Here is a 22,729-nt window from a genome sequence, read left to right as displayed (position 1 = left end):
GTCCAAATGGAAATTAAAATGAAGAATGATTACTTGCTGCTTACACCTGGTCCTTTGTCGACTTCTGATACAGTGCGTCAAGCCATGCTTAAAGATTGGTGCACTTGGGATGATGAATACAATAAAGAAGTGGTGGAGGTTATTCGTCAGAAACTAGTATCACTGGCGACCAAGCAGCATGGTTACACAAGCGTTTTAATGCAAGGCAGTGGTACTGCATCTGTTGAAGCCACTATCGGCAGTGTGATTGGCAAAAACGGTAAATTACTTGTTGTGGATAATGGCGCTTATGGTGCACGCATCGCTCAGATAGCGGACTATTTAAACATTCCTTGCCATGTCGTTTCCCCTGGTGAAACTTCCCAGCCTGACTTAAATGAAATGGAAAAGGTATTGGCTACGGACTCAAGCATCACCCACGTTGCTATTGTGCACTGCGAAACGACAACGGGCATGTTAAACCCAATAGAACGAATCTCCACACTCGCCAAACAACATCATAAAACCGTAATTTTAGATGCGATGTCGAGCTTTGGTGGCATCCCGATGGATATTGCCGAGTTAGGAATTGACTATATGATCAGCTCCGCCAATAAGTGTATTCAGGGCGTTCCTGGCTTTGGATTTGTCATCGCAAAACAATCAGAATTAGAGCAGTGTAAAGGACAAGCTCGCTCATTAAGCTTGGATCTTTACGACCAATGGCACTGTATGGAAGTGAACCATGGAAAGTGGCGTTTTACCTCACCAACCCATACCGTTCGAGCGTTCTACCAAGCGTTAATTGAATTGGAACAAGAAGGTGGAATTGCGGCTAGGCATCAACGCTATCACACAAATCAAACCACACTGGTTGCAGGCATGAGCTCATTGGGTTTTGAACCACTTCTCAACGATGAATTGCACTCACCTATTATTACTTCATTCTATTCTCCAGCCCATAGTGACTACCAATTCAAAGAGTTTTATGACCGATTAAAAGCGCAGGGCTTTGTTATCTACCCTGGCAAAGTATCTAATGCCGAATGCTTTCGAATTGGCAATATTGGCGAAGTGTACCCTGCTGATATTGAGCGTCTAATTGTCGCGGTTGAAAAAGCTATGTACTGGGAAGTTCGCTAATGACTGATTCTGTAGAAATTGGTACCCCAACTGATACCAATAAAGTAACTGCTAACCCTGTACTTACTCGTGCATCAAACGAACCAGCAACATCAGCCACACACTTTCGCAGTGAGGGTGATGTAAACACAACACCTGCAAGACAAACTTGGAACGAATCTTTAAATCATCAAGCGACCCAAGCTTTGTTGAGGCGTGATTCTGAAGTGTTCCTCCACCAAGCCATGTCTACGCCCTGTCTTGACTCTTTAGAGGCAGCTGATGGTATCTACCTGCAAGACTCGTCTGGCAAAAAATATATGGATTTTCATGGCAATAGCGTCCATCAGCTTGGTCATGGGCATCCACATATCATCAAAAAAATCACTGAACAAATGGCTTCATTGCCTTTTTCCCCTCGCCGATTTACGAATGAAACGGCCGTTCAATGCGCGGAAAAACTCACTCAGATTTGTGGGGGTGAGCTAAACCGAGTGTTATTTGCGCCTGGGGGCACTTCAGTGATTGGCATGGCATTAAAGCTGGCACGCCATGTGACCAATAATTTCAAAGTAGTATCCCTATGGGACTCATTCCATGGCGCATCTTTAGATGCCATTTCTGTTGGAGGCGAAGCGTGTTTTCGAGAAGGAATGGGACCTTTAATGGCTGGTGTAGAGCGAATCCCTCCTGCCGTTTCCTACCGTGGTGCTTTTACTAATCCTAATCCTAATGCTTCTAACAATGACAATAACCAAGACCAAGCCAGTGACGTTCACTACGCTGATTACTTGGAATATGTCATAGAAAAAGAAGGCGGCATTGGTGCATTTATCGCTGAAGCGGTACGGAACACTGACGTGCAAGTACCTACCAAAGCATATTGGAAGCGAATCAGAGAGATTTGTGACAAACACAACGTCCTGTTGATCATTGATGACATCCCTAATGGTATGGGGCGAAGCGGCGAATGGTTTACTCACCAAGCCTTTGATATTGAGCCTGACATTTTATGTATTGGCAAAGGTTTAGGCGGAGGGCTAATTCCAATAGCCGCCATGATTACAAAAGATAAATTTAACACAGCCACACAAGTCTCTTTAGGTCATTACACGCATGAAAAAAGCCCACTTGGTTGCGCTGCTGCTCTTGCAACCATCGAGGTCATTGAGCAAGAAAAGCTTTTAGATAAGACACAATCTGATAGCAAGTTCATGCGCGAACAGTTACTGCGCATGAAAGAGAAGTATCCAGTGATTGGTGACGTCAGAGGCATAGGTCTTCTATGGGGAGTCGAACTGGTCACTGATAAAACAGCAAAAACCCGAGCCTTTGATGAAGCGGAAGCCACTTTATATCAATGCTTAAACAATGGTCTGAGCTTTAAAGTCTCCCAAGGAAATGTCATTCAATTGAGTCCACCACTCATTATCAGTCGCGCTGATTTACAGGCTGCACTCAATATATTCGAAAACGCCATTCAGCAAGTGTGTATTGATTTCAACTACATCTAGTGGGGAGCCTGCTTTTACGCTCTCGCATTATTTATTACACAAGATTTATTAACCAAGTCGTCAGTTCTATTTTAGAACGAGCATGATGACAACGGAACAAACCAGATAGGATTAGAAAATGAACAAGACATCACCAGTACAAGCTGTGATTTTTGATTGGGCAGGCACTATTGTCGATTTTGGCTCGTTTGCTCCTACCAGTATTTTTGTCGAAGCATTCAAACAAGGGTTTAATTTCGATATTGATCTATCGGAAGCTCGTGAACCTATGGGATTAGGCAAGTGGGATCATATTCAAGCCGTAGGGAAAATAGCTTCTGTCGATAAACGTTGGAACGAAAAATTCGGACGTTCAATGACCAACGACGATATTGATGCTATCTACGCCGCCTTCATGCCTCTACAAAAAGCCAAAGTCGCCGATCACGCCGAACCTATTTTAAACGCTATTGAAGTCGTAGATGGTTTAAAAGCACAAGGCATCAAAATTGGGTCTTGCTCTGGTTACCCTCGTGAAGTGATGGACGTATTAATTCCTGTAGCCGCTGACTATGGCTATAAGCCAGACTGCGTTGTGGCAACTGATGACTTACCTCAAGGTGGTCGCCCAGCACCCTATATGGCGCTTAAAAATGTCATTGATTTATCAGTAACGGACGTAGCAGCTTGTATAAAAGTCGATGACTCAGCGCCTGGAATCTACGAAGGTCATAATGCGGGAATGTGGACCGTAGGGATACTGCTTTCCGGTAATGAGGCTGGACTAACTTATCAAGAGTTTTTAGATGCGGATGAAGCAACATTAAGCGCGGCTCGTGAAAAATCGAGAACAAAGCTGAGTAAATCAACACCTCACTATTTAATAGATACCATTGATGATTTCCCAAATATCGTAGCTGATATTGAAAAACGGCTGCTTGCAGGTGAAAGACCTTAGTTAATCAGAACGCTTCAAACCTTGATCTCTTAGCAATAACTCTTCTTATATATATCTAAGCCTTCTTCGTATTAGCAAGGCTTAGATAGCACTTACAAGTGATAATTAATTGACGCTTCATCCTTGCTAATCCTGCTCAACATCCCCTTAAACTGAACACTTAAAGTAAAGAAAATGCGCCCCTTCGACTGCTTTCTGGCAAATAAATTCAAAAAAAGTACAAAAAATACATGCTTTATGCCCAACCTATTGACTATAATGCCAAATGGAAACAGCAGAAATTACAAAATAAAACATATATAACATTTAATTAAACTCACAGGGTGATGAACCTGGCAATTTATTGACACTATCATCAGTAAGCTTGTGGACAGTTCTTACATTAATACATGGATCAAAGGATAGGATTATGAGTAAATTATCAAAAGTAGCAGTTGCTCTAATTGCGGCCTCTGGTATTGCTTCGCACGCTTCAATGGCTGAAACATACATTGGTGGTAAAATCGGGTTGGGTTGGCTTGATAGCGCATGTGCGACTAGCGCTAACTGTGAAGATGACGCTATCGGCGCCGGAATTTACACGGGTTTTAATTTCAATGAACAAGTTGGTTTAGAGCTAAGTTCAGATTACTTAGGTAACTATGAAACAAACTTTTCGAAACCAGGTGTTAACTACCAGTTCGATGAACCAATCATTGCTATCTCTCTAGCGCCAAAATTCTCGATCCCACTAGAGAACAATTTCTCTCTATTATTCAAGCCTGGTCTAGCGTATATCGCCCACGCAGGTGAAACGGATGTTGTACCAACTCTTGCATTCGGTGCAGAAAAACGCTTATCTGACGATTTTGCATTTCGAGTTGAATATCAATACTTTAACGACTTCGATGACAAAATTGTTCAAGATATGAACGCTAATTTCTTGTCTGTCGGTTTATCTTACTACTTTGGTGCTGCGGCTCCAGTTGCTGCAGCAGCGGCTGTAACACAAGCACCGGCTGAACCAGTAGTAGAACCTGCTCCAGTTGTTGAAGCGCCAAAACCAGTGATAGTAACGAAAGCTCAAAAAGGTTCTTACACGCAAGAACTATTCGCAACGAATAGTACTGAGCTATCAGCTGCAGGTGAACAGACGCTTGAGCCTCTACTAACGATTCTACTTGCTCACCCAGAGTCAAATATCGAAATCGTAGGTCACACAGATTCAACTGGTAGTGAAAAATACAACCAAATGATTTCTGAAAAACGTGCAAACGCAGTTGCGACTTACTTTGAAGAAAATGGTGTAGCGACAGATCGTATCTCAGCTTCAGGTGAAGGTGAGTCTAACCCTATCGCATCAAATGCGACTGCGGAAGGTCGAAGCCAAAACCGTCGTGTTGAAACCAACATTCCAAGCTTTGAGTACAAAGAAGAAGTAATGAAATAAGATTATTTCTAATTACTATTAATAAAAAACCAACCTAATTAGGTTGGTTTTTTTGTTTAAGCTTAAATCATCACTTTAAACAATTTCCCAGCTATGCGTCATTTCAATAGCGGCACCTAGCATTAGGCACACTGAACAATACTTTTCTAGAGAATCCGCACATACTTTTGCAACCGTGTCTTTATCAAGGTTGTCGCCAGAAACTTCAAAGTGAATGTTAACTTTAGTGAAAATACGTGGAGCTGTATCTCTTCGCTCTGTGTCCAGCTTAGCATTACATGCCGTCACATTCTGACCCGCTTCTTTTAACCCATCGACTACATCAACAGAGCTACAGCCACCAGCAGCCATTAGTACCATTTCCATAGGGCTTGGTGCCGTTGCTCCACCGTTGCCATCCATAACAATAGAATGCCCAGACTGAGATTGACCAAGAAACTTAAAACCTTCTACCCACTTAATTTCTGCTTGCATGCTGATCCTATATGCGCTGAATGCGCTATCGTTATAATTCAAACCAAACTTATTTTGCGTACGTTACTACCACTTAGCATTAGAGGCAATATTTCCTAATTCATAAAAAATTTCTATTTTTTTGTAATTTTTTACGCCCTAACCCTGTCTCTATTCGTACATTCAATTGAATGATAGAACACAAGATGAGGTATCTATGAAGAAGTTATCTAAAATATTGGTATCACTCGCGGTAGCACTGCCGCTGATTTCTCTATTTGTAAGCCAAGCTGGCACTGCCGATACTATGGATAAAATGGCAACATCAGGGAAGACTGAAATCGCAACTTTAGCTGGGGGATGCTTTTGGTGTACAGAATCAGATTTAGAAAAGTTAGATGGGGTTATTGAAGTTACTTCAGGTTATGCTGGCGGTTCATTAGAAAACCCAACTTATCGACAGGTATCATCGGGTAAGTCTGGGCATATTGAAGTGATTGAAGTTGTCTATGATCCAAAAGCTGTTAACTATGAGCAAGTCCTTGACCAATTTTTCCGTCATATAGACCCTACTGATGATAAAGGTTCATTTGTAGATAGAGGTCCACAATACCGCCCAGCTATCTTCTTCCACAATCAGGAACAAAAGATGATTGCAGAGCAATTTATGGCTGAGATTGAAGAAGCCGATATCTTTAAGAAGCCGCTAAAAACTGAGCTAATTGCACTCGACAAGTTTTGGCCTGCGGAAGGGTATCATCAGGACTATTACAAAAAGAGTAAAGTTCGTTATAACTACTACCGCTACGCATCGGGTCGCGATCAATACTTAGAGAAGATATTCGGCGATGACCGTGAAGATAATCCACAAACAATACGCCAAATCATTGATGACAAAAAGATTGCTGCAAATTTAAAAGCCTACTCTAAGCCAACACAAGCTGAAATAAAGGCAAAGCTAACGAAACTTCAATATGAAGTAACACAGAATGATGCGACAGAACGTTCGTTTAGCAATGAATATTGGGATAACAAGCAAGAAGGTATCTATGTTGATATCGTGACTGGTGAACCGTTATTCTCATCAGCTGATAAATATAAATCAGGCACTGGTTGGCCGAGTTTCACAAAGCCTATCAATGATGCCTATGTTGTTACCACAACAGATTATAAATTGCTGTACCCACGAACTGAAGTACGCAGCCGATTTGGAGACTCTCATCTTGGTCATGTTTTTAAAGATGGACCAGCCCCTACAGGTTTACGATACTGCATGAACTCTGCTGCTATGCGTTTTATCCCAGCAGATAAGCTAGCAGAAGAGGGTTACCAAGAGTATGTGGAAATGTTCGAAGGTTAATGCTTCCTGCGATCGACTCCCCAATGAAATATGTTGAGAGTTAATGCATCAGTAACCTTATAAAAACATAGCATTAAATGCCAACTGACAAGACTTATCATTTCAGTTGGCATTTTTATGAATAAAATATTATGCGAATAGTTGAGCAACCACTTAATATGATCTGCAAGCTTAATTCTTCGTAAACCCTATTCCCTTGTGTATAACTGAAAAAACGTTGTTCTCATTTCACTCAATGATGCCTACCTTGCATTCGCTCTCCCCTAATCATCAATAAACCTCTAATCAATTGATTTATAAGCTAGAGAAGCCGCGCGATATCTGCTAGCTTTCAAATAACGTCTCCAGTGGCATCATTATATGAATGACTTAATTACTCAATTTCAAACTTACATCACCGCCCAGCCAAACGACTGGGGTACTAGCGTTTTGTTTATTACCATTGCCAGTTTTATCGCTTGGATTGGATGGCGAATCTTACAAGGCCGCTTAGCCACACTGGCTGAGAAAACCCCTTTTCACTGGGATGACCTTCTCCTAGACGCTCTAAAAACGCCAGTCAGCACGTTGATATGGTGCTGGCCAGCCACAGTCTCACTTGGGTTCATATTACAAGATCATTTTGGTAGTAAGATCAATTGGTTGAGCACGGTGAAACTGATTGTAGTTATCAGTATTTTTGTGTGGATCACCTTACGCTTAATCAGCAATGTAGAAGAGTACGTTTTAGCTTCTAAGAAGCGAGATGAAACGACAGTACAAGCCATAGCCAAAGTCGCCCGACTGTTTTTTATGGTTATCGGCGCTTTAACTATCATGCAGGCCTTCGGCTTAAGCTTATCTGGTCTACTGACCTTCGGTGGTGTAGGTGGTTTAATTGTCGGTTTAGCCGCTAAAGATCTACTATCCAACTTCTTTGGTGGCATGATGATCTACTTTGACCGCCCGTTCAAAGTTGGCGATTGGATCCGCTCCCCTGATAGACTAATTGAAGGTACGGTTGAGAGAATTGGCTGGAGAATGACGATCATTCGTACTTTCGATAAACGTCCACTATATGTACCCAACTCGGTTTTCAGTAATATTGTAGTTGAGAATCCATCACGCATGTTGAACCGAAGAATCAATGAAACGATAGGTTTACGTTACCAAGATGCAGATAAAATGCAGCTTATCGTGAATGATGTAAAAGCTATGCTTGAAACGCATCCCGACATAGATGCTAAGCAAACCCTTATCGTCAACTTTGATAAATTTGGTCCTTCTTCTCTTAACTTTTTTATCTATACCTTTACCAAAACGGTAAACTGGATTCGCTATCATGAAGTGAAGCAAGATTTACTTTTGCAAGTGTTGGCTATTATTCATAAACACCAAGCGGATATTGCATTCCCAACTCAAACTCTAAAGCTTGAGCCTCAAGAAATCGGCATGGCTGGAGAACTATCTGGCTCACTTTCAAACTTACAGGCAGATCCACAGAGATAAGCCATAACGTGTTAACATAATGAAAGTAGTTCTCTCATTCATTTAGTATCACCTTATGATTTTACCTGTCATTTTAGCGGGCGGCTCAGGTAGCCGCCTGTGGCCTTTATCTCGCGAGCTATATCCCAAGCAATTCTTATCTATCGCGGGTGAGCAATCCATGCTTCAGCAAACTCTTGCTCGTTTAGACGGTCTTGATGATCATTTCCTTGATCTAAAATGCCACGCTCCTTTAATCATTTGTAATGAAGAGCACCGTTTCATTGCGGCTGAACAAATACGCTCTACCGGATCAATACATTCTCATATTGTATTAGAACCTTTGGGTAGAAATACCGCTCCAGCTATCGCACTCGCAGCTTTATATGCGATTCAAGACTCGCAGCTCGAAATAGAAGCAGGGACAAGTTCAGAGCAGGTTAAATCAGCAGGTCATGGGCAAAATAGTTTGGATGATCGCGACCCAATCTTGTTAGTGCTTGCGGCAGATCATCATATATCTGATGTCGCAGCATTCCAGCAGGCGATCAGTCACGGCGTTGACTACGCAAATATTGGTAAACTTGTCACGTTTGGTATTACTCCAGATAAACCTGAAACAGGCTACGGCTACATTAAACAAGGCAAAGTTCTGCAAGACAAGGTCTTTTCTCAACTATCTCTCTCAAACCCATCAGGTGCTCAACAAGCATTCTCCATAGAACAATTTGTTGAGAAACCCAACAAAGAAACAGCTGAACACTACCTAAGCAGCGGTGAATATTTATGGAACAGCGGTATGTTCATGTTTAAAGCCTCTCAATATTTAGAGGAGTTAGAAAAATATCAGCCTGATATTCTGCGTGCTTGTAAACAGTCTTTTTCTAAACGAACCAGTGACCTAGATTTTATACGTATTGACTCAAAGGCGTTTGCTCGCAGCCCGAGTGACTCTATAGATTATGCTGTCATGGAAAAAACTCAGCATGCCGCCGTGATTCCCATGGATGCAGGTTGGAATGATATTGGGTCTTGGTCAGCTATTTGGGATGTTAGTGATAAGGACAAGAATAACAATGTTATTGAAGGTGACGTGCTGACTGTGGACTCTCAACATAATTACATTCATGCAGAGAACAAACTAGTCGCAACGGTTGGCGTTGATAACTTGATTATCGTAGAAACCAAAGATGCCATTTTAGTCGCTGATAAAGAGAAAGTTCAGGGTGTGAAGTCTATAGTCGAGCAGCTCAACCAATCAGAAAGAACAGAGCATAAACACCATCGAGAAGTTTTCCGTCCATGGGGAAAATATGATGTAGTTGATTTAGGTAAGCGAGACAAAGTAAAACGAATCACAGTGAAAGCAGGTCATAAACTTTCACTACAGATGCATCATCATAGAGCTGAGCATTGGGTTGTTGTTGCAGGTACAGCCAAAGTCACAAATAATGATGAGACTTATCTAATAGGTGAAGATCAATCGACTTATATACCACTTGGTCATATCCATAGCCTAGAAAACCCTGGAACCATTCCGCTAGAGATGATCGAAGTGCAAACAGGGCACTATTTAAGTGAAGACGACATTGTCCGTTACCAAGATCACTATGGTCGTCAGAATACTCAGTATAAAATTAACCCAGTCCTTAAGCCAAAACCCCAATCATGAAGCAAAAATTCGATCTAAGCGGTTTCAAGAATAATGATATTCGCGGCGTCATAGGTAAGCAGGTATCTGAAGAGCTAGCGTACCTGATAGGTAAAGCATTTGCCCAATGGCTCATAACCAGAAATCCATCTTTACACCTTCAAAAAGGTACGGTCTCAAACTCAAATCGAATCACTTCAGTGACTGGCAACGAAAGTGACTCAAAATTATCGAACGTCGTTGTCATCGGTCGTGATAATCGAGAAACGTCTCTTCCCTATCAAAATGCGTTAACCACAGGATTGATGGAAGTGGGAATTAAAGTTATTGACCTTGGAGTGACAGGAACTGAAGAGGTGTATTTCGCGACCCGCCATACAAAAGCCCTTGGCGGAATACAAATTACCGCTAGTCATAACCCTATTCATTATAACGGAATGAAGCTGGTTGCCGAGAATGCTTACCCGATAAGTAAAAATAGTGGTCTAGAAGCGATAAAGAGTCTAGTTAAAAACATGGCTCTTGAGCCTGATTACCAGAAGTTCCTAGGTAAAAATAAAGAATCTAAAATCCAACGACTCCATTCAACAAGCTTCTTAACTGAGTACATTGAACACTTACTTTCTTATATAGAAACGTCCAAAATCAATCCATTAAGAATTGTGGTTAACCCAGGAAATGGAGTAGCGAGTCATGTGCTAGACGCCTTAGAGAAGAAATTCATCGAGCTGAAAATACCTATCACTTTTATCAAGATCAATTTTGAACCCGATGGTCAATTCCCAAACGGGATACCAAATCCTCTAATCAAATCTCATCAAACAGTTACTCAACAAGCTGTTCTTCAATACGCTGCGGATTTAGGATTAGCATGGGATGGCGATTTTGACCGTTGTTTTTTCTTCGATGAAAATGGTCGTTACATTGAAGGTTATTACATGGTTGGTTTGCTCACTGAAGCCTTCTTGAAAAAAGAAACCAATGCTACGGTTTTACATGATACAAGGCTTATTTGGAATACCATCGAAGTCGCCAAAAAGTTCGGTGGGAACTCTATACAAGTGAAAGCAGGTCATGCGTTAATCAAAGAGAAAATGCGGGAAGAAAGCGCGGTATATGGAGGTGAAATGAGTGCTCATCACTACTTCAAAGACTTTGGGTATTGCGATTCTGGAATGATTCCATGGCTGCTCATCATCGAGCTTATATCTAAAACTCAACAATCGCTTGCAGAGCTTACCTCCGCCAGTATCAATACCTTTCCCTCTTCTGGTGAAATAAATTGCACAGTTGAAAACCCACAGCAGGTTATTGAAAACGTTTTAGCGCGATACAAAAACAAAGCGGTCAATATTGACCACACAGATGGCATAAGCCTTGATTTAGGAGAGTGGCGATTCAACCTGAGGCAATCGAACACTGAACCCCTTATTCGATTGAATGTTGAAACGAGAGGAAACAAAGTACTTCTTGCGGAGAAAACCGATGAAATCCTTTCTTTATTAACCTAGCAGGACAGATTCATCTAAGCTCTTTACACATCAAATCGCTTTAAACAATAAAGCCGCAGAAATAATCTGCGGCTTTATTCAATTCTTGATATTTACTAGACAATCAAAGCTCAGGCATATCAAATGCTTCGATCTTTATTGAAACTACTTTAATTGGATTGCAGTAAAAGTTTCATCAATAACACCAGATCCTTTACGCTTTTTCATCATGACTTTGACACTACGCTTGCCATCAGCAACATTGTAGCGAATAGCTTGACCAAGGTATTTATCATTGCGCTTAATATCACGCGCATTCAATTTGATGGTTTTATTACCACGGTTAACTTCGCAACGGTAATCCCAATCTTTACTGCCATCTTTTACATCAAGAAGAATTCTTTGGCTCGATGCGCCTGATGCAACTTTGATCCCACGTGGCTTTTTATCAATCGCAAGAGAAAGACCAGCTTTACATAATTGTTCAGCAGTAAAGCCCTGAGCAGCTTCTACCTGAGGAGTAGTAAACGCACTTACTGCGACGAATGCCAGACTTACTAATGCCATCTTCATTTTCATGGATAAAACCCTAACTCAATATTGAACACCGTTCCATTAAATCACCAGTTCAATATATCGTCAAGAATTTTATAGTACAGTACACCATATAGTGAAATTGCTTAATAAAACTCGTTTTGATTTGAATGGTGATTAACTCACATAATAATCATGCGTCATATTAATAAGGGTATCCAAGTTGTGCTTTTCTAATTGATTGATCCCCGCAGCGGCTTCACGCCCTCCTCCCGTTTTAAATGACCCACAAATTTTTACCGCCCCTTGCTTATTATTTAATGGAGCACGTAAAGAAACGGTATAGCTAAGATCCGAATTGGAGGTTAATACTACACTTGCACACTCTGGATTTTGATTGGCTAAATAATTTCCATAGACTCCACTGATCCGCCTTGAAGCAGCAATATCAGGTAGCTCAAATACACGAACGACATCGGTTTGGGCGAGCGGAGTTAGGCTTTCAACGAGTGCCCAGTCTTCAGCATAAGCTTTTTGTAAAACATGAAATGGCGATTGAGGATCATCAATAACATCAAATGGAGAACGATAGTTAAGGAGTTTTTTGTAAAGTTCAGCCGGGTCAAAATGTAGATCAGATACTTCTCTTCCATAACCGTTGTAATTGATCAAAGTACCTAGCTCTTTTAATTGGTCTCGCTGAGACACACTTAACTGGCATTGGCTAGCAAGTTCATCAGCCACAGCTAAAAGATTATCGCCATATGCACCAGCAATCGCCCAATGAACAAACTGATCTTCAAGCTGCTTGTTAACGATCAGCGCAGTACACGTATTTGGATCTAAATCTATAAGACAAGTTAGATTCGGGTGAGTGGGAATATCACCAGATTTATGATGGTCAAAATACGTCACTTTAGCGCCAGATTCGAGTAACGCATTCAGTGCATCTTTGTTTTTATCTAATGAGACATCTAAGACTAGCACTTCATCACCAGCCGAAGTATTCACTTCACAAGCATCAACATTAGCCAAAAGCTCAACATTACGTTTAACTCCTGTAACCAGTTTTGCTGTCTTAGGCTGAGCGAGCCTTAATTGAATTAAAGATATAATGCCATCGGCATCACCATTGAATACGTCATAATTCATTCGATTGGTCTTTCCTTTCGCTATCGAGCCAGCTTGAGCTAAGAAGTTAGGTTCGAGACTTTAACTTCTTCAATACTTTTGTTTACGCTAACCTATTGAATGGTAACTGCAAAGAAAAGAGCTATACCGTTATCTTTGTGTTTATATCATTTAAAACTAAAAAACCTCACCGACATAAGCCTGTGAGGTTTTTTATTAATGCTATCGCGGCTTTAAAAATAAGCCAATCGATGAATTATGCTTTATTACGACGCTCAACCACTGCATCAGCAAGTTGGCGAAGAACAGTTTCAGTGTCTTCCCAACCAATACATGCGTCAGTGATAGATTGACCGTAAGTTGCCGCTTTACCATCTACAAGGTCTTGACGACCTTCGACTAGGTGTGACTCAATCATTACGCCGAAGACGGCTTTATCACCACCTGCGATTTGAGCACTAACATCATCAGATACATTCATTTGACGCTTAAACTGTTTAGAACTGTTTGCGTGGCTGAAATCAATCATCACTTTTTGCGGCAAACCTGACGCTTCAAGTTCATCTTTAATCTTAGCGACGTGCTCTGCGCTGTAGTTTGGCTCTTTACCACCACGTAAAATAATGTGGCAATCAGGGTTACCTGCAGTTTCGATAATCGCCGAGTGACCGTACTTTGTTACCGACAAAAAGTGGTGTGAAGCGCTCGCAGAACGAATAGCGTCTGTAGCAATTTTAATATTGCCGTCAGTACCATTTTTAAAGCCTACAGGGCATGAAAGACCGGAAGATAGCTCACGGTGAACTTGTGATTCAGTTGTACGCGCACCAATTGCCCCCCAACTGATTAGATCAGCCACATATTGTGGAGTGATCATATCAAGGAATTCACTTGCTGTCGGCATGCCCATATCAGTCAGATCAAGCAACAATTTACGACCAAAGCGCAAGCCATCGTTCAGTTTAAAAGTATCATCCATGTACGGGTCATTGATCAGACCTTTCCAACCAACAGTGGTACGTGGCTTTTCAAAATACACACGCATTACAATCTCAAGGCGATCGCCCAGTTCATCACGCAATACTTTTAAACGCTTACCATATTCAATTGCTGCTTCCGTGTCATGAATAGAACAAGGACCAACGATCACAAGTAGGCGATCGTCTTTATCTTTTAAAATATTATGAATAGCTTTACGGCTTTCAAATGTAGTCGAAGAAGCAGTTTCTGTTGCTGGGAACTTTTCTAAAACAGCAACAGGGGGTAATAACTCTTTTACTTTATTAATTCTTACATCATCAGTCTGGAACATTGCTTACTTCTTCCTTTTCTATCCTTGAGCTGAATTCGCGTGTTCAAACACAACTTCTATCAGCATTAATCTTCTTGTTCCCTGTAACTTATCTAGTAAAAACGCTAACTTCAATCACTATTTAAAAATAAAGGCAATTTTTTTTATGTTTTATATTTACAACACCTTGTATATCATAATTTACAGCGGTGATTTTCTAAGCAGTTTGAACAGTATGAGCGTATTCAACGACCACTTGATTTCCTTCAATATAAGCATTTTGGATTTCCCCATCGACACTCATACGGCTCTGTAGATATACAACTTTTGGTGCATGACCCATTGTCTCTTTTAGAGACGGTAAAACGTGTTTTGGCTCTAAATGAAGTAGACGGCAAAAGTGGCTAATAAACGGCATAGTTAAAGGGTTCTCTCCTCTCAATATTCGAGAAAAAGCAAGCTGGTTCATACCGAGTTGTTTAGAGAATTCCATTTGTGTAATACGCATTTTAGATTTTTGTGACATCCAAGTTTGGTAGAGCGCTTCTCTATCTTGTTCTGTGAATTCCATGATTCATCCTTATATAAGTCAATTGAATGAATTGTCGTTGCTTTAATACAAACGGATGTCAGCGTTTGGTTAATGGAAGTCAAAGGTTTGTTTTTATCGCCTTAAAAATTGTGACGTTTTATGACCACCTAGCCCTCTTATACATATAATTTTTATATTCATTGCCATTATTAATACATTCATATCAATACCTTATAAAAATCAGCTTCATTCATTTATCAAGTTAATTTTCTCCGAGAATTAAAAACCTGAACTGACATTCCACAATTGAATCATTCACTTCGTATTTATAAATTTTGTTGGCTACATTTCGCTTGCTCAACGCACTTTTGGCAAACTACCTGAAAGGGTAGGACGCAAAGCTACCGGTCTGTCGACACTACATATGAGCATGCTAGTCATACTGTAAAAGACTCTTAGGTAATGTCTATGATAGCGGAGCTGCCACTTAACTAGGGACAAGGGTTATCCATAAGATCTCACTTAGTGAACCCATATAAGTCCAGGTAGTTAACTCGTAAATATAGTTAACCAATACAGATAGTTAAGTGTAAACAACGCCAGAGTGTCATCTTTTTTTGTCAGCTATTTATAAGGAAAAATGATGAATAAACTCCCAAATAAAACCTTAATTGCCCTTTCACTTTTCAGTGTGAGTAGTGCTAGTTTTGGACACGGATATGTTTCTGCCTATGACAATGGTGTTGCAGAAAGCCGAGTTGCGCTATGTAAATTCCCTGCCAGTGATACCAATGAAAAAAATACACATTGTGGTGCCATTCAATACGAGCCTCAAAGTGTCGAAGGTCCTGATGGCTTCCCAGCAACTGGACCACAAGATGGAAAAATCGCCAGCGCACAAAGCTCACTTGCCGCAGCTTTAGATGAACAAACCGCAAACCGCTGGGTTAAGCGCCCTATTCAATCTGGTTCTCAGTTTTTCGAGTGGACGTTCACTGCAAACCACGTTACCCGTGATTGGAAATACTACATTACCAATTCAAACTGGAACCCAAACCAGCCTCTAGCACGTAGCTCATTCGATCTAACTCCATTTTGTGTGGTAGATGGCGGAATGGTTCAACCACCAAAACGCGTAAGTCACCTGTGCAATGTGCCTGAACGCGAAGGCTACCAAGTCATTCTAGCGGTTTGGGATGTCGGTGATACCGCCGCATCTTTTTATAATGTGATTGACGTTCAATTTAATGGTGACGGACCTATCATTCCTGATTGGGAGCAAGGCGGGCAAGTTAACCCAACAATTGATCTAAATATCGGTGACAGCGTTTACACGCGTGTATTTGACCAATCGGGAGAAAACACTTCTTACAGCACAAAAGTGGTGATTGAAAGCACAGAGCAAGGTAAAGCCAATAACTGGTCTCACGCCCTTGCGACGAAAATCAATAAAGAGCAAGCGCAAATAAAATCAGGTCAACTGAATGATGCCGGTGATTTCACACCTGTCTACGGAACAAACCCTATTTACTTAAAAGCAGGTTCTGGGTTTGAGAGTGTTGAAGTTGGGTACAAGATTGAAACACTAGAACCTGGCTACGATCTTGCTGTTACTGGCCTTGAGGCTGAATACATTGTTAACGATAGTCCTACAAAAATTGATTTAACACTTGCGGCTACTGGCGATCTTCAAGCTGAGCTAACCGTATTTAATCACCATAGAGAGGCACTGGCATCCCATGTTTCTGAACTATCTGATGGTCAAGTTGATGATATTCAGCTAACGCTATCAAAATCAGAAGCCGGTCATCACATGCTTGTTATTGTGACCAAAGATGCGCAGGGTAATCTAGTTGATCAAAATACTCTTGATTTCCACCTAATCGAAGAGCAAACCCCACCACCAGCAGGTGAGTATGATTTCGTATTCCCAGAAGGTATTGAAGCTTATACCGCTGGCACTAAAGTACTCAGTAGTGATGGCAGCATCTATCAATGTAAAGAGTTCCCATATTCTGGGTACTGCGTTCAATGGTCACCTTCTGCAAATCATTATGAGCCCGGAGTGGGTTCACATTGGCAATCGGCTTGGAATAAGTTGAACTAATATATTCAGCACATAAAAACGCGGAGATTGTGTCTCCGCTTTTTTATACCTGCTTACTTGGTTCACAAAAAATAGTTTACAGAAAACGAGTGACAAGAAATCATTTACAACAAGTAATGATCTGCAAGTAGAGCAATAAACAAAAACATTAAATGATAGATAGAGAATTTAAATGTTTTCATCGCTGTACTGTCTTCACTTCGATATTTAAGTAACCAAGCATGATAGATAAACCCACCATTAAGTACGAGTGATGCCGTTAAGTAGAGCCAGCTACTCATTCCAACAAGAACTGGCAATATACACACCACGCTCAATAGAAGGGTATACAGGAAAATAGACGTTTTCGTGTAACTGATACCATGTGTGACAGGCAACATTGGAATATTCACTTTTGCATATTCATCGCGTCGATGAATGGCAAGCGCCCAAAAATGTGGAGGAGTCCAAATAAAAATGATCATCACTAATAACCATGCATGAGAATGAAGTTCATTGGTTATAGCTGTCCAACCGAGTAATGGTGGCATTGCTCCTGCAATTCCGGCAATCACAATATTTTGCGGGGTGGCTCGTTTCAAATACATTGTATAAACAACAGCATACCCCAATAAGCTGGCGAAAGTTAGCCAAGCTGTCAGGGCATTCACCACAAAAAATAAAGTCACAAAACCCAGTACACCTATCGCAGTGGCAAAGCCAAATACTTTATAGCGACTCAGTTCACCTGAAGGCAAAGGTCTACGACGAGTTCGTGTCATTTTTGCATCAATTTTACTATCAATAAGATGGTTGAACGCTGCTGCTGCTCCAGCCATCAAACCAATACCAATCAGCCCAAATACGGTTTCTTTTAGCGGTAACCCAGAAGGTACAGCAAGACACATCCCCACTAATGCGGTTAGCAGCATCAAAGCCACGACTTTCGGTTTGGTGAGCGTTAAATAGGCTTTCCAATGACGGCTATCTTGAGTTTGATAAGTACTTTCCCCCCCAGAGATAGCAGATGAAGATATAGCAGTTGAAGATATAGTGCTCGCAGACATTGTGGATCTAGAAATAGTGGCTAAAGAAGAGGCTCTGTTCATTGTTCTCATGGCTGATGTCTTACTTGTCATACTCGACTCCTTCTGCATAATCTGCATGTCTCGACTTGTGATGAACCGCGTTGCCAATCGGTACAACGTTACTTGCTATCAGGGTTTTATAATCTTGTCGGTGCCAGAGTAAAAAGTTAGTGGTTACTATGCTAACGAGCAATAAAGCAGCAACAAGGTTATGAAGCACAGCAACAGAAATAGGAAGCTGTAAAACAACGTTGCCAATTCCTAAAGTTATCTGAAGTAATAACAAGGTCCCTACTCTTTTCGCTAAGCTGTTTTGAATATTGCAAGGCTGCTGAGCGAGCTTCCATACCAACACTAAAACCACACAAGAAGTCACAATAGCTCCTATTCGATGAGTCACGTGAATGGTCATTCGGGCAGGATATTCAAGCACACCAAATTCATAGTTTTCATGCCCTGATTGAAGTAAGTCAAAGGCTTTGGAAAAGTCTAGATATGCTATCCAGTTACCTTCGCAAATAGGTAAGCTAGTACACATCAACGCCGCATAATTCGATGACGTCCAGCCCCCTAAAAATATCTGAAGAATCACGATTCCCAAGCTAGCAAGAGCCCAAAACCGGACGGATGGGTCAACATAAAGCGGGTCAATATGTTGCTGTAAGCGATTCAGTTTGCAATAAAGAATGGCAAGCAATGAGAATAGTGTGAAGCCTCCTAAGAGATGAGCCATAACCACCAGTGGCATCAACTTCAATGTGACGGTCCACATACCAAGTGCGGCTTGAAATACAACCACAAACAAGATGGTCAGTGGTAACTTGGGGGAAATGTTTTTTATCTTCAAACACCAAGCAACGATGCAGAAAATGACAATACCTAAAGTTCCGGCAAAATAGCGATGGATCATTTCTAACCAGGCTTTATCCGATTCTATAGTGTTACCAGGGTAAAGCTGGGCTGCTTTAGATAAAGAAGATGAGTCAGAAGGCACTACCATGCTGCCATAACAGCCTGGCCAATCGGGGCAACCTAATCCAGCATCAGACAACCTTGTATAAGCGCCTAATACAATAACGGTTAACGTTAACAGCAAACTCACTTTTACGAGTAAGGTTAGATTTTTAGGTGTCTCATTAACCATGACCTCTCCCTATCATTTGACCCAATATCTCGGTTACCAGAAGCACTTACTATTCAGCGATTCAAAAGCCTAACCGACTCTTGATAACTTCAATAATTTTCTTAAATCGTGCAAGATCCCTTTTGACTGTTTCACTAACAAAGCCTGAGTGGATACGCCTTGGTAACGCATCACTAATTGACCGAGCGGATCAACAATCACCACCGAGGATGACAACAAGGGTTCATTGTTGGTCAAATCGGTGCGAACTTCTCGGAATAAGTCCATGTCCTTTAGAGTGTCGTTATTGCCTTTATCTATAAGTAAAATAGGCTTCACTCTTTCCTTATATTTCCCTAATGCTAAATAGCTTTGACCTAATAAGTGCACCTGCTGCTCACAAACACGGGTACAATTTTCGGGAACAACATAAGCAAGTAACCACCCTTCTTCTGGTAACAAGTCTACTCCAACACTAGTTAATGTCGTTTTAGGTTCAATGAGTTCACCAAAGTTAGTGACTCCAGATGTGTACCACTGTTGAGACAAAACAAGCTTGGCGATAATGGCAGGCAAGGCAAATATCAAAATCAAGCTCACTAACAAAACACGTCCTTTTAACTGTGATCTTTCCATGATTGTCTCCACCTATGTTTCGTTTGATGATCCACCCTATAAGCAACTATTTGATATAAACAACCTACAAGCTGCTTTTCTACTTTCTACTTTCTACTTTCTACTTTCTACTTTCTACAGAGTCTATTCGATGCTTTTTCATCCAAAACCTATAACTGATCATCAACATTATTAATGCCAATACTGCAGCCATTACGAACCACTGCACAGCATAGCCAAAGTGTTTCGAAGAGCTCATTGGTAGCGGTACCCAAACAGGTTCGTAATCCCAATTTTTTAGCCCAATAGGTTGAAACACCATAGGGAATAAATTCACCTCAAATAAGCCTTCTAGTTCAGCGATGTTTACATTTTGAACCCTAACTGGCAGTGTATTTTCAGCGGATAATTCATGACTCAATGGGTTTGTGGATTTAAGATACAAACGGCCAGATAAGTCGCTAGGTACTGACAGGTCGCTCAGGTTAGGCAAGATAGTGCGATCACGACTCGCTTCAACAAAACCTAAATCCAACAAAATTGACTGCCCGCCTCCTGCCTCTCCAAGCTGACCAATCATAAAAACCAAGTACCCAACTCGCCCTTCATGTATTTGGTTATCCAGTAGGAAAACACCTCCTGTGCCACCCTCAATCTCTACCTTTACTCTGGTTCCGTTCAATGCCTGTAGTTGTTCAAAGTGCTTCAATGGTTTGGACTGCGTTAGGTAATCGTCACCCAACAGACTAGATGGTCTCTCTGTTAATTCAGACATCTCAATAAAATCAGACAAGGCTATCGCACTTACCTTTTCACGTTCCTGAAGGGCTAATTCATACGCTGATTTTTGTTCACCCCTGTCGAGTTGCCAAAAACCTAACTTGATCAATATAGAAACAGACACCACAGTTAACACAGCTGCAAACCAAAGTTTTTTACTCTTCCATGCCTTATTTTCTATCTTCATCAACATCCTTTATTAGAATCAGGAGTAGCTATGACGGTTTCCTTTATATTCAAAATTGCTTTAGTGTTTTTTCTTTTCTTTATCATCATCAACCTCGCCAAAGCTTTATTCATTATTGCCAAAGGTGATCAACCTCAAAAACCGCTAAGCCACTTCCTTGGGCGACGAGTCATGTTGTCTGCTGCCGTCGTTCTACTACTATTACTTGCCCTTTCTATGGGTTGGATAACTCCGAACCCTCGTCCCTACTAGCGCCACATAACCATTGAAAAATATCGAGACGAAACAGCTACAATACATAGACAAAAACGAATAAACACAGCCATACCACATCAACAAAATGCCAATACCAACTCCCCGCTTGAAATGCAAAATGGTCTTTCGGAGTGAAATGGTCTTTAGCAATTCTAAACAGTAGAACTATTAGGAAAATCGTTCCTAAACAAACGTGAAGACCATGAAAACCAGTCAGTAAGAAGAAGGTGTTTCCGTAGATACCAGATTGCAACGTCAGCCCCATCTCTTGGTAGGCGTGCATATACTCTTCAACTTGAAAGAATAAAAAGAAACCAGCTAGAACGATGGTAATTTCAAGCCACACAATTAACGCCATACGCTTGTTTGTTTCTAAGCTGATGTGCGCCATGTGCAGAGTAATAGAGGAAAGTAAGAGAATTATCGTGTTCTTAAGTGGAATGCCTTGCCAAGGCATTGCTTGGGTTTCAACGCCATTTGGGGTACTGGTTAGTGGCCACATTGCCTCAAACATTGGCCACAACACTTCATGAGTCATGGCATTGTTATCAGCACCACCTAACCAAGGGACAGACAACATCCGTGCATAAAAAAGCGCACCAAAGAATGCACCAAAAAACATAATTTCAGAAAAGATAAACCAGCTCATGCCTTGTCGGAACGAACGCGCAATTTGTTCTGAATACAAACCCGTTAATGACTCTGTAATTACATTGCTAAACCACCCAGCTAACATGTAAAGCAGAACCAGAAAGCCTACGGTTAAAACAATTTTACCTACGACACCACCAGAGCCTTCTACGCCCATATTCTGCACAGTTAGCCCAGCGCCAACCGCTACAAGGAATAAGGCAGCCGCACCAACCAGAGGCCAGCTACTTTGTGCGGGTACAAAATAAATATCTTTTTTAGAACTCATCACTCAACTCCTTGTTGAAATCGTTCTTCTATCTATTTAGTTGTTCTCTTCTTTAACTTGATTACTCTTTCTTTAGCTATTAATGAGCCACTAAGGAATCGGTAGTCCGCATATTACTCACAACCTCTATCACCTCAGGTTCAGCATTTAATGAATGGGTTATATTAAAAAGAGTGTATGAAAGCGTAAGCGTGTGGATAGAGTCTGGTATATCTGGCTCTATATAAAAGATCAGAGGCATCACTGTATTTTCAGATGCAGCTAACGCTTGTTGATTAAAGCAAAAACACTCAATTTTATTGAAGTAAGTAGCCCCTTCTCCAGGAGACACAGAAGGAACAGCTTGCCCAACTAAAGGCTCACTTGAACGATTCAAAGCAAGGTATTGAGTTTGAATAACTTCTCCTGGGTGCACATCTAACGTTCTTTTTTCTGGCACAAAATCCCAAGGCATATCCGGGTTTATATGAGACATAAATTCAACACGAATACTTCGCGAGTAATCAGGCTGCATACCTTGAGGCTGTATCACCGACTCTGAATTTGTCTTACCGTTGATACCCAAGGCGTCACACATCACGTCATACAAAGGCACTAAAGCAAATCCAAAGCCAAACATCCCAATGACGCTCAGCACTAAATAGCCCACCAATTTATTTGATGAATTAGGTATGCTTTTAGAATCCAGTTCAGGCTGTTTAATACCTTGCTTAACGTTATTCTCGCCTTGGTTATCTTGCTTGGCATCACTGTCTGATGTGTCGCGTGGGTTGTTTGTCATACTCA

21 protein-coding genes, 1 pseudogene and 1 riboswitch are annotated in these 22,729 nt (G+C 41.2%); of the genes and pseudogenes, 11 read left to right on the top strand and 11 right to left on the bottom strand.

Annotated elements, in window-relative coordinates; all coding sequences use genetic code 11:
- The first annotated feature begins 18 nt into the window (after positions 1 to 18).
- The 4 genes from phnW (at position 19) to OCU78_RS15335 (ending at position 4,981) form a co-directional block, all read left to right on the top strand.
- Positions 19 to 1,122: a 2-aminoethylphosphonate--pyruvate transaminase gene (gene phnW, locus OCU78_RS15350; protein ID WP_137372104.1), complete on the top strand. Its 1,104-nt coding sequence runs from the start codon at positions 19 to 21 to the stop codon at positions 1,120 to 1,122.
- Positions 1,122 to 2,615, top strand: coding sequence for an aspartate aminotransferase family protein (locus OCU78_RS15345; protein WP_137372103.1), 1,494 nt, complete (start codon positions 1,122 to 1,124; stop codon positions 2,613 to 2,615). The genes phnW and OCU78_RS15345 overlap by 1 nt, the downstream gene beginning before the upstream one ends.
- 118 nt (positions 2,616 to 2,733) lie before the next feature.
- Complete coding sequence (phnX, locus tag OCU78_RS15340) at positions 2,734 to 3,552, top strand: phosphonoacetaldehyde hydrolase (RefSeq protein WP_137372102.1); 819 nt, start codon at positions 2,734 to 2,736, stop codon at positions 3,550 to 3,552.
- Positions 3,553 to 3,961: 409 nt separating this feature from the next.
- Positions 3,962 to 4,981 carry an OmpA family protein gene (locus OCU78_RS15335; RefSeq protein WP_137372101.1) on the top strand — a complete coding sequence of 340 codons (1,020 nt, stop codon included), beginning with the start codon at positions 3,962 to 3,964 and terminating at the stop codon, positions 4,979 to 4,981.
- A 75-nt stretch (positions 4,982 to 5,056) separates the two neighbouring features.
- Here OCU78_RS15335 and OCU78_RS15330 read toward each other — a convergent pair whose 3' ends face one another.
- Positions 5,057 to 5,455 (bottom strand): OsmC family protein, encoded by a 399-nt coding sequence (locus OCU78_RS15330; RefSeq protein ID WP_137372100.1) that lies wholly within the window; start codon positions 5,453 to 5,455, stop codon positions 5,057 to 5,059.
- 196 nt (positions 5,456 to 5,651) lie between these two features.
- Between OCU78_RS15330 and msrB the strand changes: the two genes are divergently transcribed.
- From msrB to OCU78_RS15310, 5 genes and pseudogenes are all read left to right on the top strand, one after another.
- The gene (msrB, locus tag OCU78_RS15325) at positions 5,652 to 6,794 is read left to right on the top strand and encodes a peptide-methionine (R)-S-oxide reductase MsrB (RefSeq protein ID WP_137372099.1); all 1,143 of its coding nucleotides are present in this window, start codon (positions 5,652 to 5,654) and stop codon (positions 6,792 to 6,794) included.
- A 360-nt stretch (positions 6,795 to 7,154) separates the two neighbouring features.
- Positions 7,155 to 8,282 carry a mechanosensitive ion channel family protein gene (locus OCU78_RS15320; protein ID WP_137372098.1) on the top strand — a complete coding sequence of 376 codons (1,128 nt, stop codon included), beginning with the start codon at positions 7,155 to 7,157 and terminating at the stop codon, positions 8,280 to 8,282.
- 55 nt (positions 8,283 to 8,337) lie between these two features.
- Positions 8,338 to 9,933 (top strand): mannose-1-phosphate guanylyltransferase/mannose-6-phosphate isomerase, encoded by a 1,596-nt coding sequence (locus tag OCU78_RS15315; RefSeq protein WP_137372097.1) that lies wholly within the window; start codon positions 8,338 to 8,340, stop codon positions 9,931 to 9,933.
- Positions 9,930 to 10,413, top strand: a pseudogene (locus tag OCU78_RS22995) (hypothetical protein); the annotation flags it as partial. The gene OCU78_RS15315 and the pseudogene OCU78_RS22995, both read left to right, overlap by 4 nt.
- 14 nt (positions 10,414 to 10,427) lie before the next feature.
- A complete protein-coding gene (locus OCU78_RS15310; protein WP_372267536.1) occupies positions 10,428 to 11,423 on the top strand; it encodes a phosphohexomutase domain-containing protein in 996 nt (331 codons plus the stop codon).
- A 144-nt stretch (positions 11,424 to 11,567) separates the two neighbouring features.
- On the opposite strand, the gene OCU78_RS15305 is transcribed toward OCU78_RS15310, so the two are convergent.
- The 4 genes from OCU78_RS15305 to OCU78_RS15290 all read right to left on the bottom strand — a co-directional run bounded on the left by OCU78_RS15305 (position 11,568) and on the right by OCU78_RS15290 (position 14,929).
- The gene (locus OCU78_RS15305; RefSeq protein WP_137372276.1) at positions 11,568 to 11,969 is read right to left on the bottom strand and encodes a hypothetical protein; all 402 of its coding nucleotides are present in this window, start codon (positions 11,967 to 11,969) and stop codon (positions 11,568 to 11,570) included.
- 144 nt (positions 11,970 to 12,113) lie between these two features.
- Positions 12,114 to 13,088, bottom strand: coding sequence for a DHH family phosphoesterase (locus OCU78_RS15300; protein WP_137372095.1), 975 nt, complete (start codon positions 13,086 to 13,088; stop codon positions 12,114 to 12,116).
- Positions 13,089 to 13,323: 235 nt separating this feature from the next.
- Positions 13,324 to 14,379, bottom strand: a complete 1,056-nt coding sequence (gene aroG, locus OCU78_RS15295; RefSeq protein WP_137372094.1) for a 3-deoxy-7-phosphoheptulonate synthase AroG — start codon at positions 14,377 to 14,379, stop codon at positions 13,324 to 13,326.
- A 196-nt stretch (positions 14,380 to 14,575) separates the two neighbouring features.
- Entirely contained in the window at positions 14,576 to 14,929 is a 354-nt protein-coding gene (locus OCU78_RS15290; protein ID WP_137372093.1) for a helix-turn-helix domain-containing protein, read from the bottom strand.
- 321 nt (positions 14,930 to 15,250) lie between these two features.
- Positions 15,251 to 15,378, top strand: a riboswitch (cyclic di-GMP riboswitch).
- 155 nt (positions 15,379 to 15,533) lie between these two features.
- Between OCU78_RS15290 and gbpA the strand changes: the two genes are divergently transcribed.
- Positions 15,534 to 16,997, top strand: a complete 1,464-nt coding sequence (gene gbpA, locus OCU78_RS15285) for an N-acetylglucosamine-binding protein GbpA (RefSeq protein ID WP_137372092.1) — start codon at positions 15,534 to 15,536, stop codon at positions 16,995 to 16,997.
- Between the two features lie 104 nt (positions 16,998 to 17,101).
- On the opposite strand, the gene cyoE is transcribed toward gbpA, so the two are convergent.
- From cyoE to OCU78_RS15265, 4 genes are all read right to left on the bottom strand, one after another.
- A complete protein-coding gene (gene cyoE, locus OCU78_RS15280) occupies positions 17,102 to 18,115 on the bottom strand; it encodes a heme o synthase (protein ID WP_373367613.1) in 1,014 nt (337 codons plus the stop codon).
- On the bottom strand, positions 18,105 to 19,208 hold the full coding sequence (locus tag OCU78_RS15275) for a COX15/CtaA family protein (protein ID WP_137372091.1): 1,104 nt from the start codon (positions 19,206 to 19,208) through the stop codon (positions 18,105 to 18,107). The genes cyoE and OCU78_RS15275 overlap by 11 nt, the downstream gene beginning before the upstream one ends.
- Before the next feature lie 69 nt (positions 19,209 to 19,277).
- The gene (locus OCU78_RS15270) at positions 19,278 to 19,823 is read right to left on the bottom strand and encodes a hypothetical protein (protein WP_137372090.1); all 546 of its coding nucleotides are present in this window, start codon (positions 19,821 to 19,823) and stop codon (positions 19,278 to 19,280) included.
- A gap of 100 nt (positions 19,824 to 19,923) precedes the next feature.
- Positions 19,924 to 20,769 carry an SURF1 family protein gene (locus OCU78_RS15265; protein WP_240701689.1) on the bottom strand — a complete coding sequence of 282 codons (846 nt, stop codon included), beginning with the start codon at positions 20,767 to 20,769 and terminating at the stop codon, positions 19,924 to 19,926.
- 30 nt (positions 20,770 to 20,799) lie between these two features.
- Between OCU78_RS15265 and OCU78_RS15260 the strand changes: the two genes are divergently transcribed.
- Positions 20,800 to 21,021 (top strand): DUF2909 domain-containing protein, encoded by a 222-nt coding sequence (locus OCU78_RS15260; RefSeq protein WP_137372088.1) that lies wholly within the window; start codon positions 20,800 to 20,802, stop codon positions 21,019 to 21,021.
- A 37-nt stretch (positions 21,022 to 21,058) separates the two neighbouring features.
- On the opposite strand, the gene OCU78_RS15255 is transcribed toward OCU78_RS15260, so the two are convergent.
- Complete coding sequence (locus OCU78_RS15255) at positions 21,059 to 21,943, bottom strand: cytochrome c oxidase subunit 3 (protein WP_137372087.1); 885 nt, start codon at positions 21,941 to 21,943, stop codon at positions 21,059 to 21,061.
- Between the two features lie 79 nt (positions 21,944 to 22,022).
- On the bottom strand, positions 22,023 to 22,724 hold the full coding sequence (locus tag OCU78_RS15250; protein ID WP_137372086.1) for a cytochrome c oxidase assembly protein: 702 nt from the start codon (positions 22,722 to 22,724) through the stop codon (positions 22,023 to 22,025).
- Between the last annotated feature and the right edge of the window lie 5 nt (positions 22,725 to 22,729).

Origin of the sequence: Vibrio gallaecicus (assembly GCF_024347495.1) — a bacterium.
GTDB lineage: Bacteria > Pseudomonadota > Gammaproteobacteria > Enterobacterales > Vibrionaceae > Vibrio > Vibrio gallaecicus.
The sequence above is the reverse complement of the archived record's forward strand: the minus strand, read 5'-3'. Positions and strand labels throughout refer to the sequence as shown.

What these genes read in the sequence shown, in the direction of transcription:
- phnW (WP_137372104.1), top strand. Translation starts at nt 19, where the DNA reads ATGAAGAATGATTACTTGCTGCTTACACCTGGTCCTTTGTCGACTTCT.
- OCU78_RS15345 (WP_137372103.1), top strand. Translation starts at nt 1,122, where the DNA reads ATGACTGATTCTGTAGAAATTGGTACCCCAACTGATACCAATAAAGTA.
- phnX (WP_137372102.1), top strand. Translation starts at nt 2,734, where the DNA reads ATGAACAAGACATCACCAGTACAAGCTGTGATTTTTGATTGGGCAGGC.
- OCU78_RS15335 (WP_137372101.1), top strand. Translation starts at nt 3,962, where the DNA reads ATGAGTAAATTATCAAAAGTAGCAGTTGCTCTAATTGCGGCCTCTGGT.
- OCU78_RS15330 (WP_137372100.1), bottom strand. Translation starts at nt 5,455, where the DNA reads ATGCAAGCAGAAATTAAGTGGGTAGAAGGTTTTAAGTTTCTTGGTCAA.
- msrB (WP_137372099.1), top strand. Translation starts at nt 5,652, where the DNA reads ATGAAGAAGTTATCTAAAATATTGGTATCACTCGCGGTAGCACTGCCG.
- OCU78_RS15320 (WP_137372098.1), top strand. Translation starts at nt 7,155, where the DNA reads ATGAATGACTTAATTACTCAATTTCAAACTTACATCACCGCCCAGCCA.
- OCU78_RS15315 (WP_137372097.1), top strand. Translation starts at nt 8,338, where the DNA reads ATGATTTTACCTGTCATTTTAGCGGGCGGCTCAGGTAGCCGCCTGTGG.
- OCU78_RS15310 (WP_372267536.1), top strand. Translation starts at nt 10,428, where the DNA reads ATGGCTCTTGAGCCTGATTACCAGAAGTTCCTAGGTAAAAATAAAGAA.
- OCU78_RS15305 (WP_137372276.1), bottom strand. Translation starts at nt 11,969, where the DNA reads ATGGCATTAGTAAGTCTGGCATTCGTCGCAGTAAGTGCGTTTACTACT.
- OCU78_RS15300 (WP_137372095.1), bottom strand. Translation starts at nt 13,088, where the DNA reads ATGAATTATGACGTATTCAATGGTGATGCCGATGGCATTATATCTTTA.
- aroG (WP_137372094.1), bottom strand. Translation starts at nt 14,379, where the DNA reads ATGTTCCAGACTGATGATGTAAGAATTAATAAAGTAAAAGAGTTATTA.
- OCU78_RS15290 (WP_137372093.1), bottom strand. Translation starts at nt 14,929, where the DNA reads ATGGAATTCACAGAACAAGATAGAGAAGCGCTCTACCAAACTTGGATG.
- gbpA (WP_137372092.1), top strand. Translation starts at nt 15,534, where the DNA reads ATGAATAAACTCCCAAATAAAACCTTAATTGCCCTTTCACTTTTCAGT.
- cyoE (WP_373367613.1), bottom strand. Translation starts at nt 18,115, where the DNA reads ATGACAAGTAAGACATCAGCCATGAGAACAATGAACAGAGCCTCTTCT.
- OCU78_RS15275 (WP_137372091.1), bottom strand. Translation starts at nt 19,208, where the DNA reads ATGGTTAATGAGACACCTAAAAATCTAACCTTACTCGTAAAAGTGAGT.
- OCU78_RS15270 (WP_137372090.1), bottom strand. Translation starts at nt 19,823, where the DNA reads ATGGAAAGATCACAGTTAAAAGGACGTGTTTTGTTAGTGAGCTTGATT.
- OCU78_RS15265 (WP_240701689.1), bottom strand. Translation starts at nt 20,769, where the DNA reads ATGAAGATAGAAAATAAGGCATGGAAGAGTAAAAAACTTTGGTTTGCA.
- OCU78_RS15260 (WP_137372088.1), top strand. Translation starts at nt 20,800, where the DNA reads ATGACGGTTTCCTTTATATTCAAAATTGCTTTAGTGTTTTTTCTTTTC.
- OCU78_RS15255 (WP_137372087.1), bottom strand. Translation starts at nt 21,943, where the DNA reads ATGAGTTCTAAAAAAGATATTTATTTTGTACCCGCACAAAGTAGCTGG.
- OCU78_RS15250 (WP_137372086.1), bottom strand. Translation starts at nt 22,724, where the DNA reads ATGACAAACAACCCACGCGACACATCAGACAGTGATGCCAAGCAAGAT.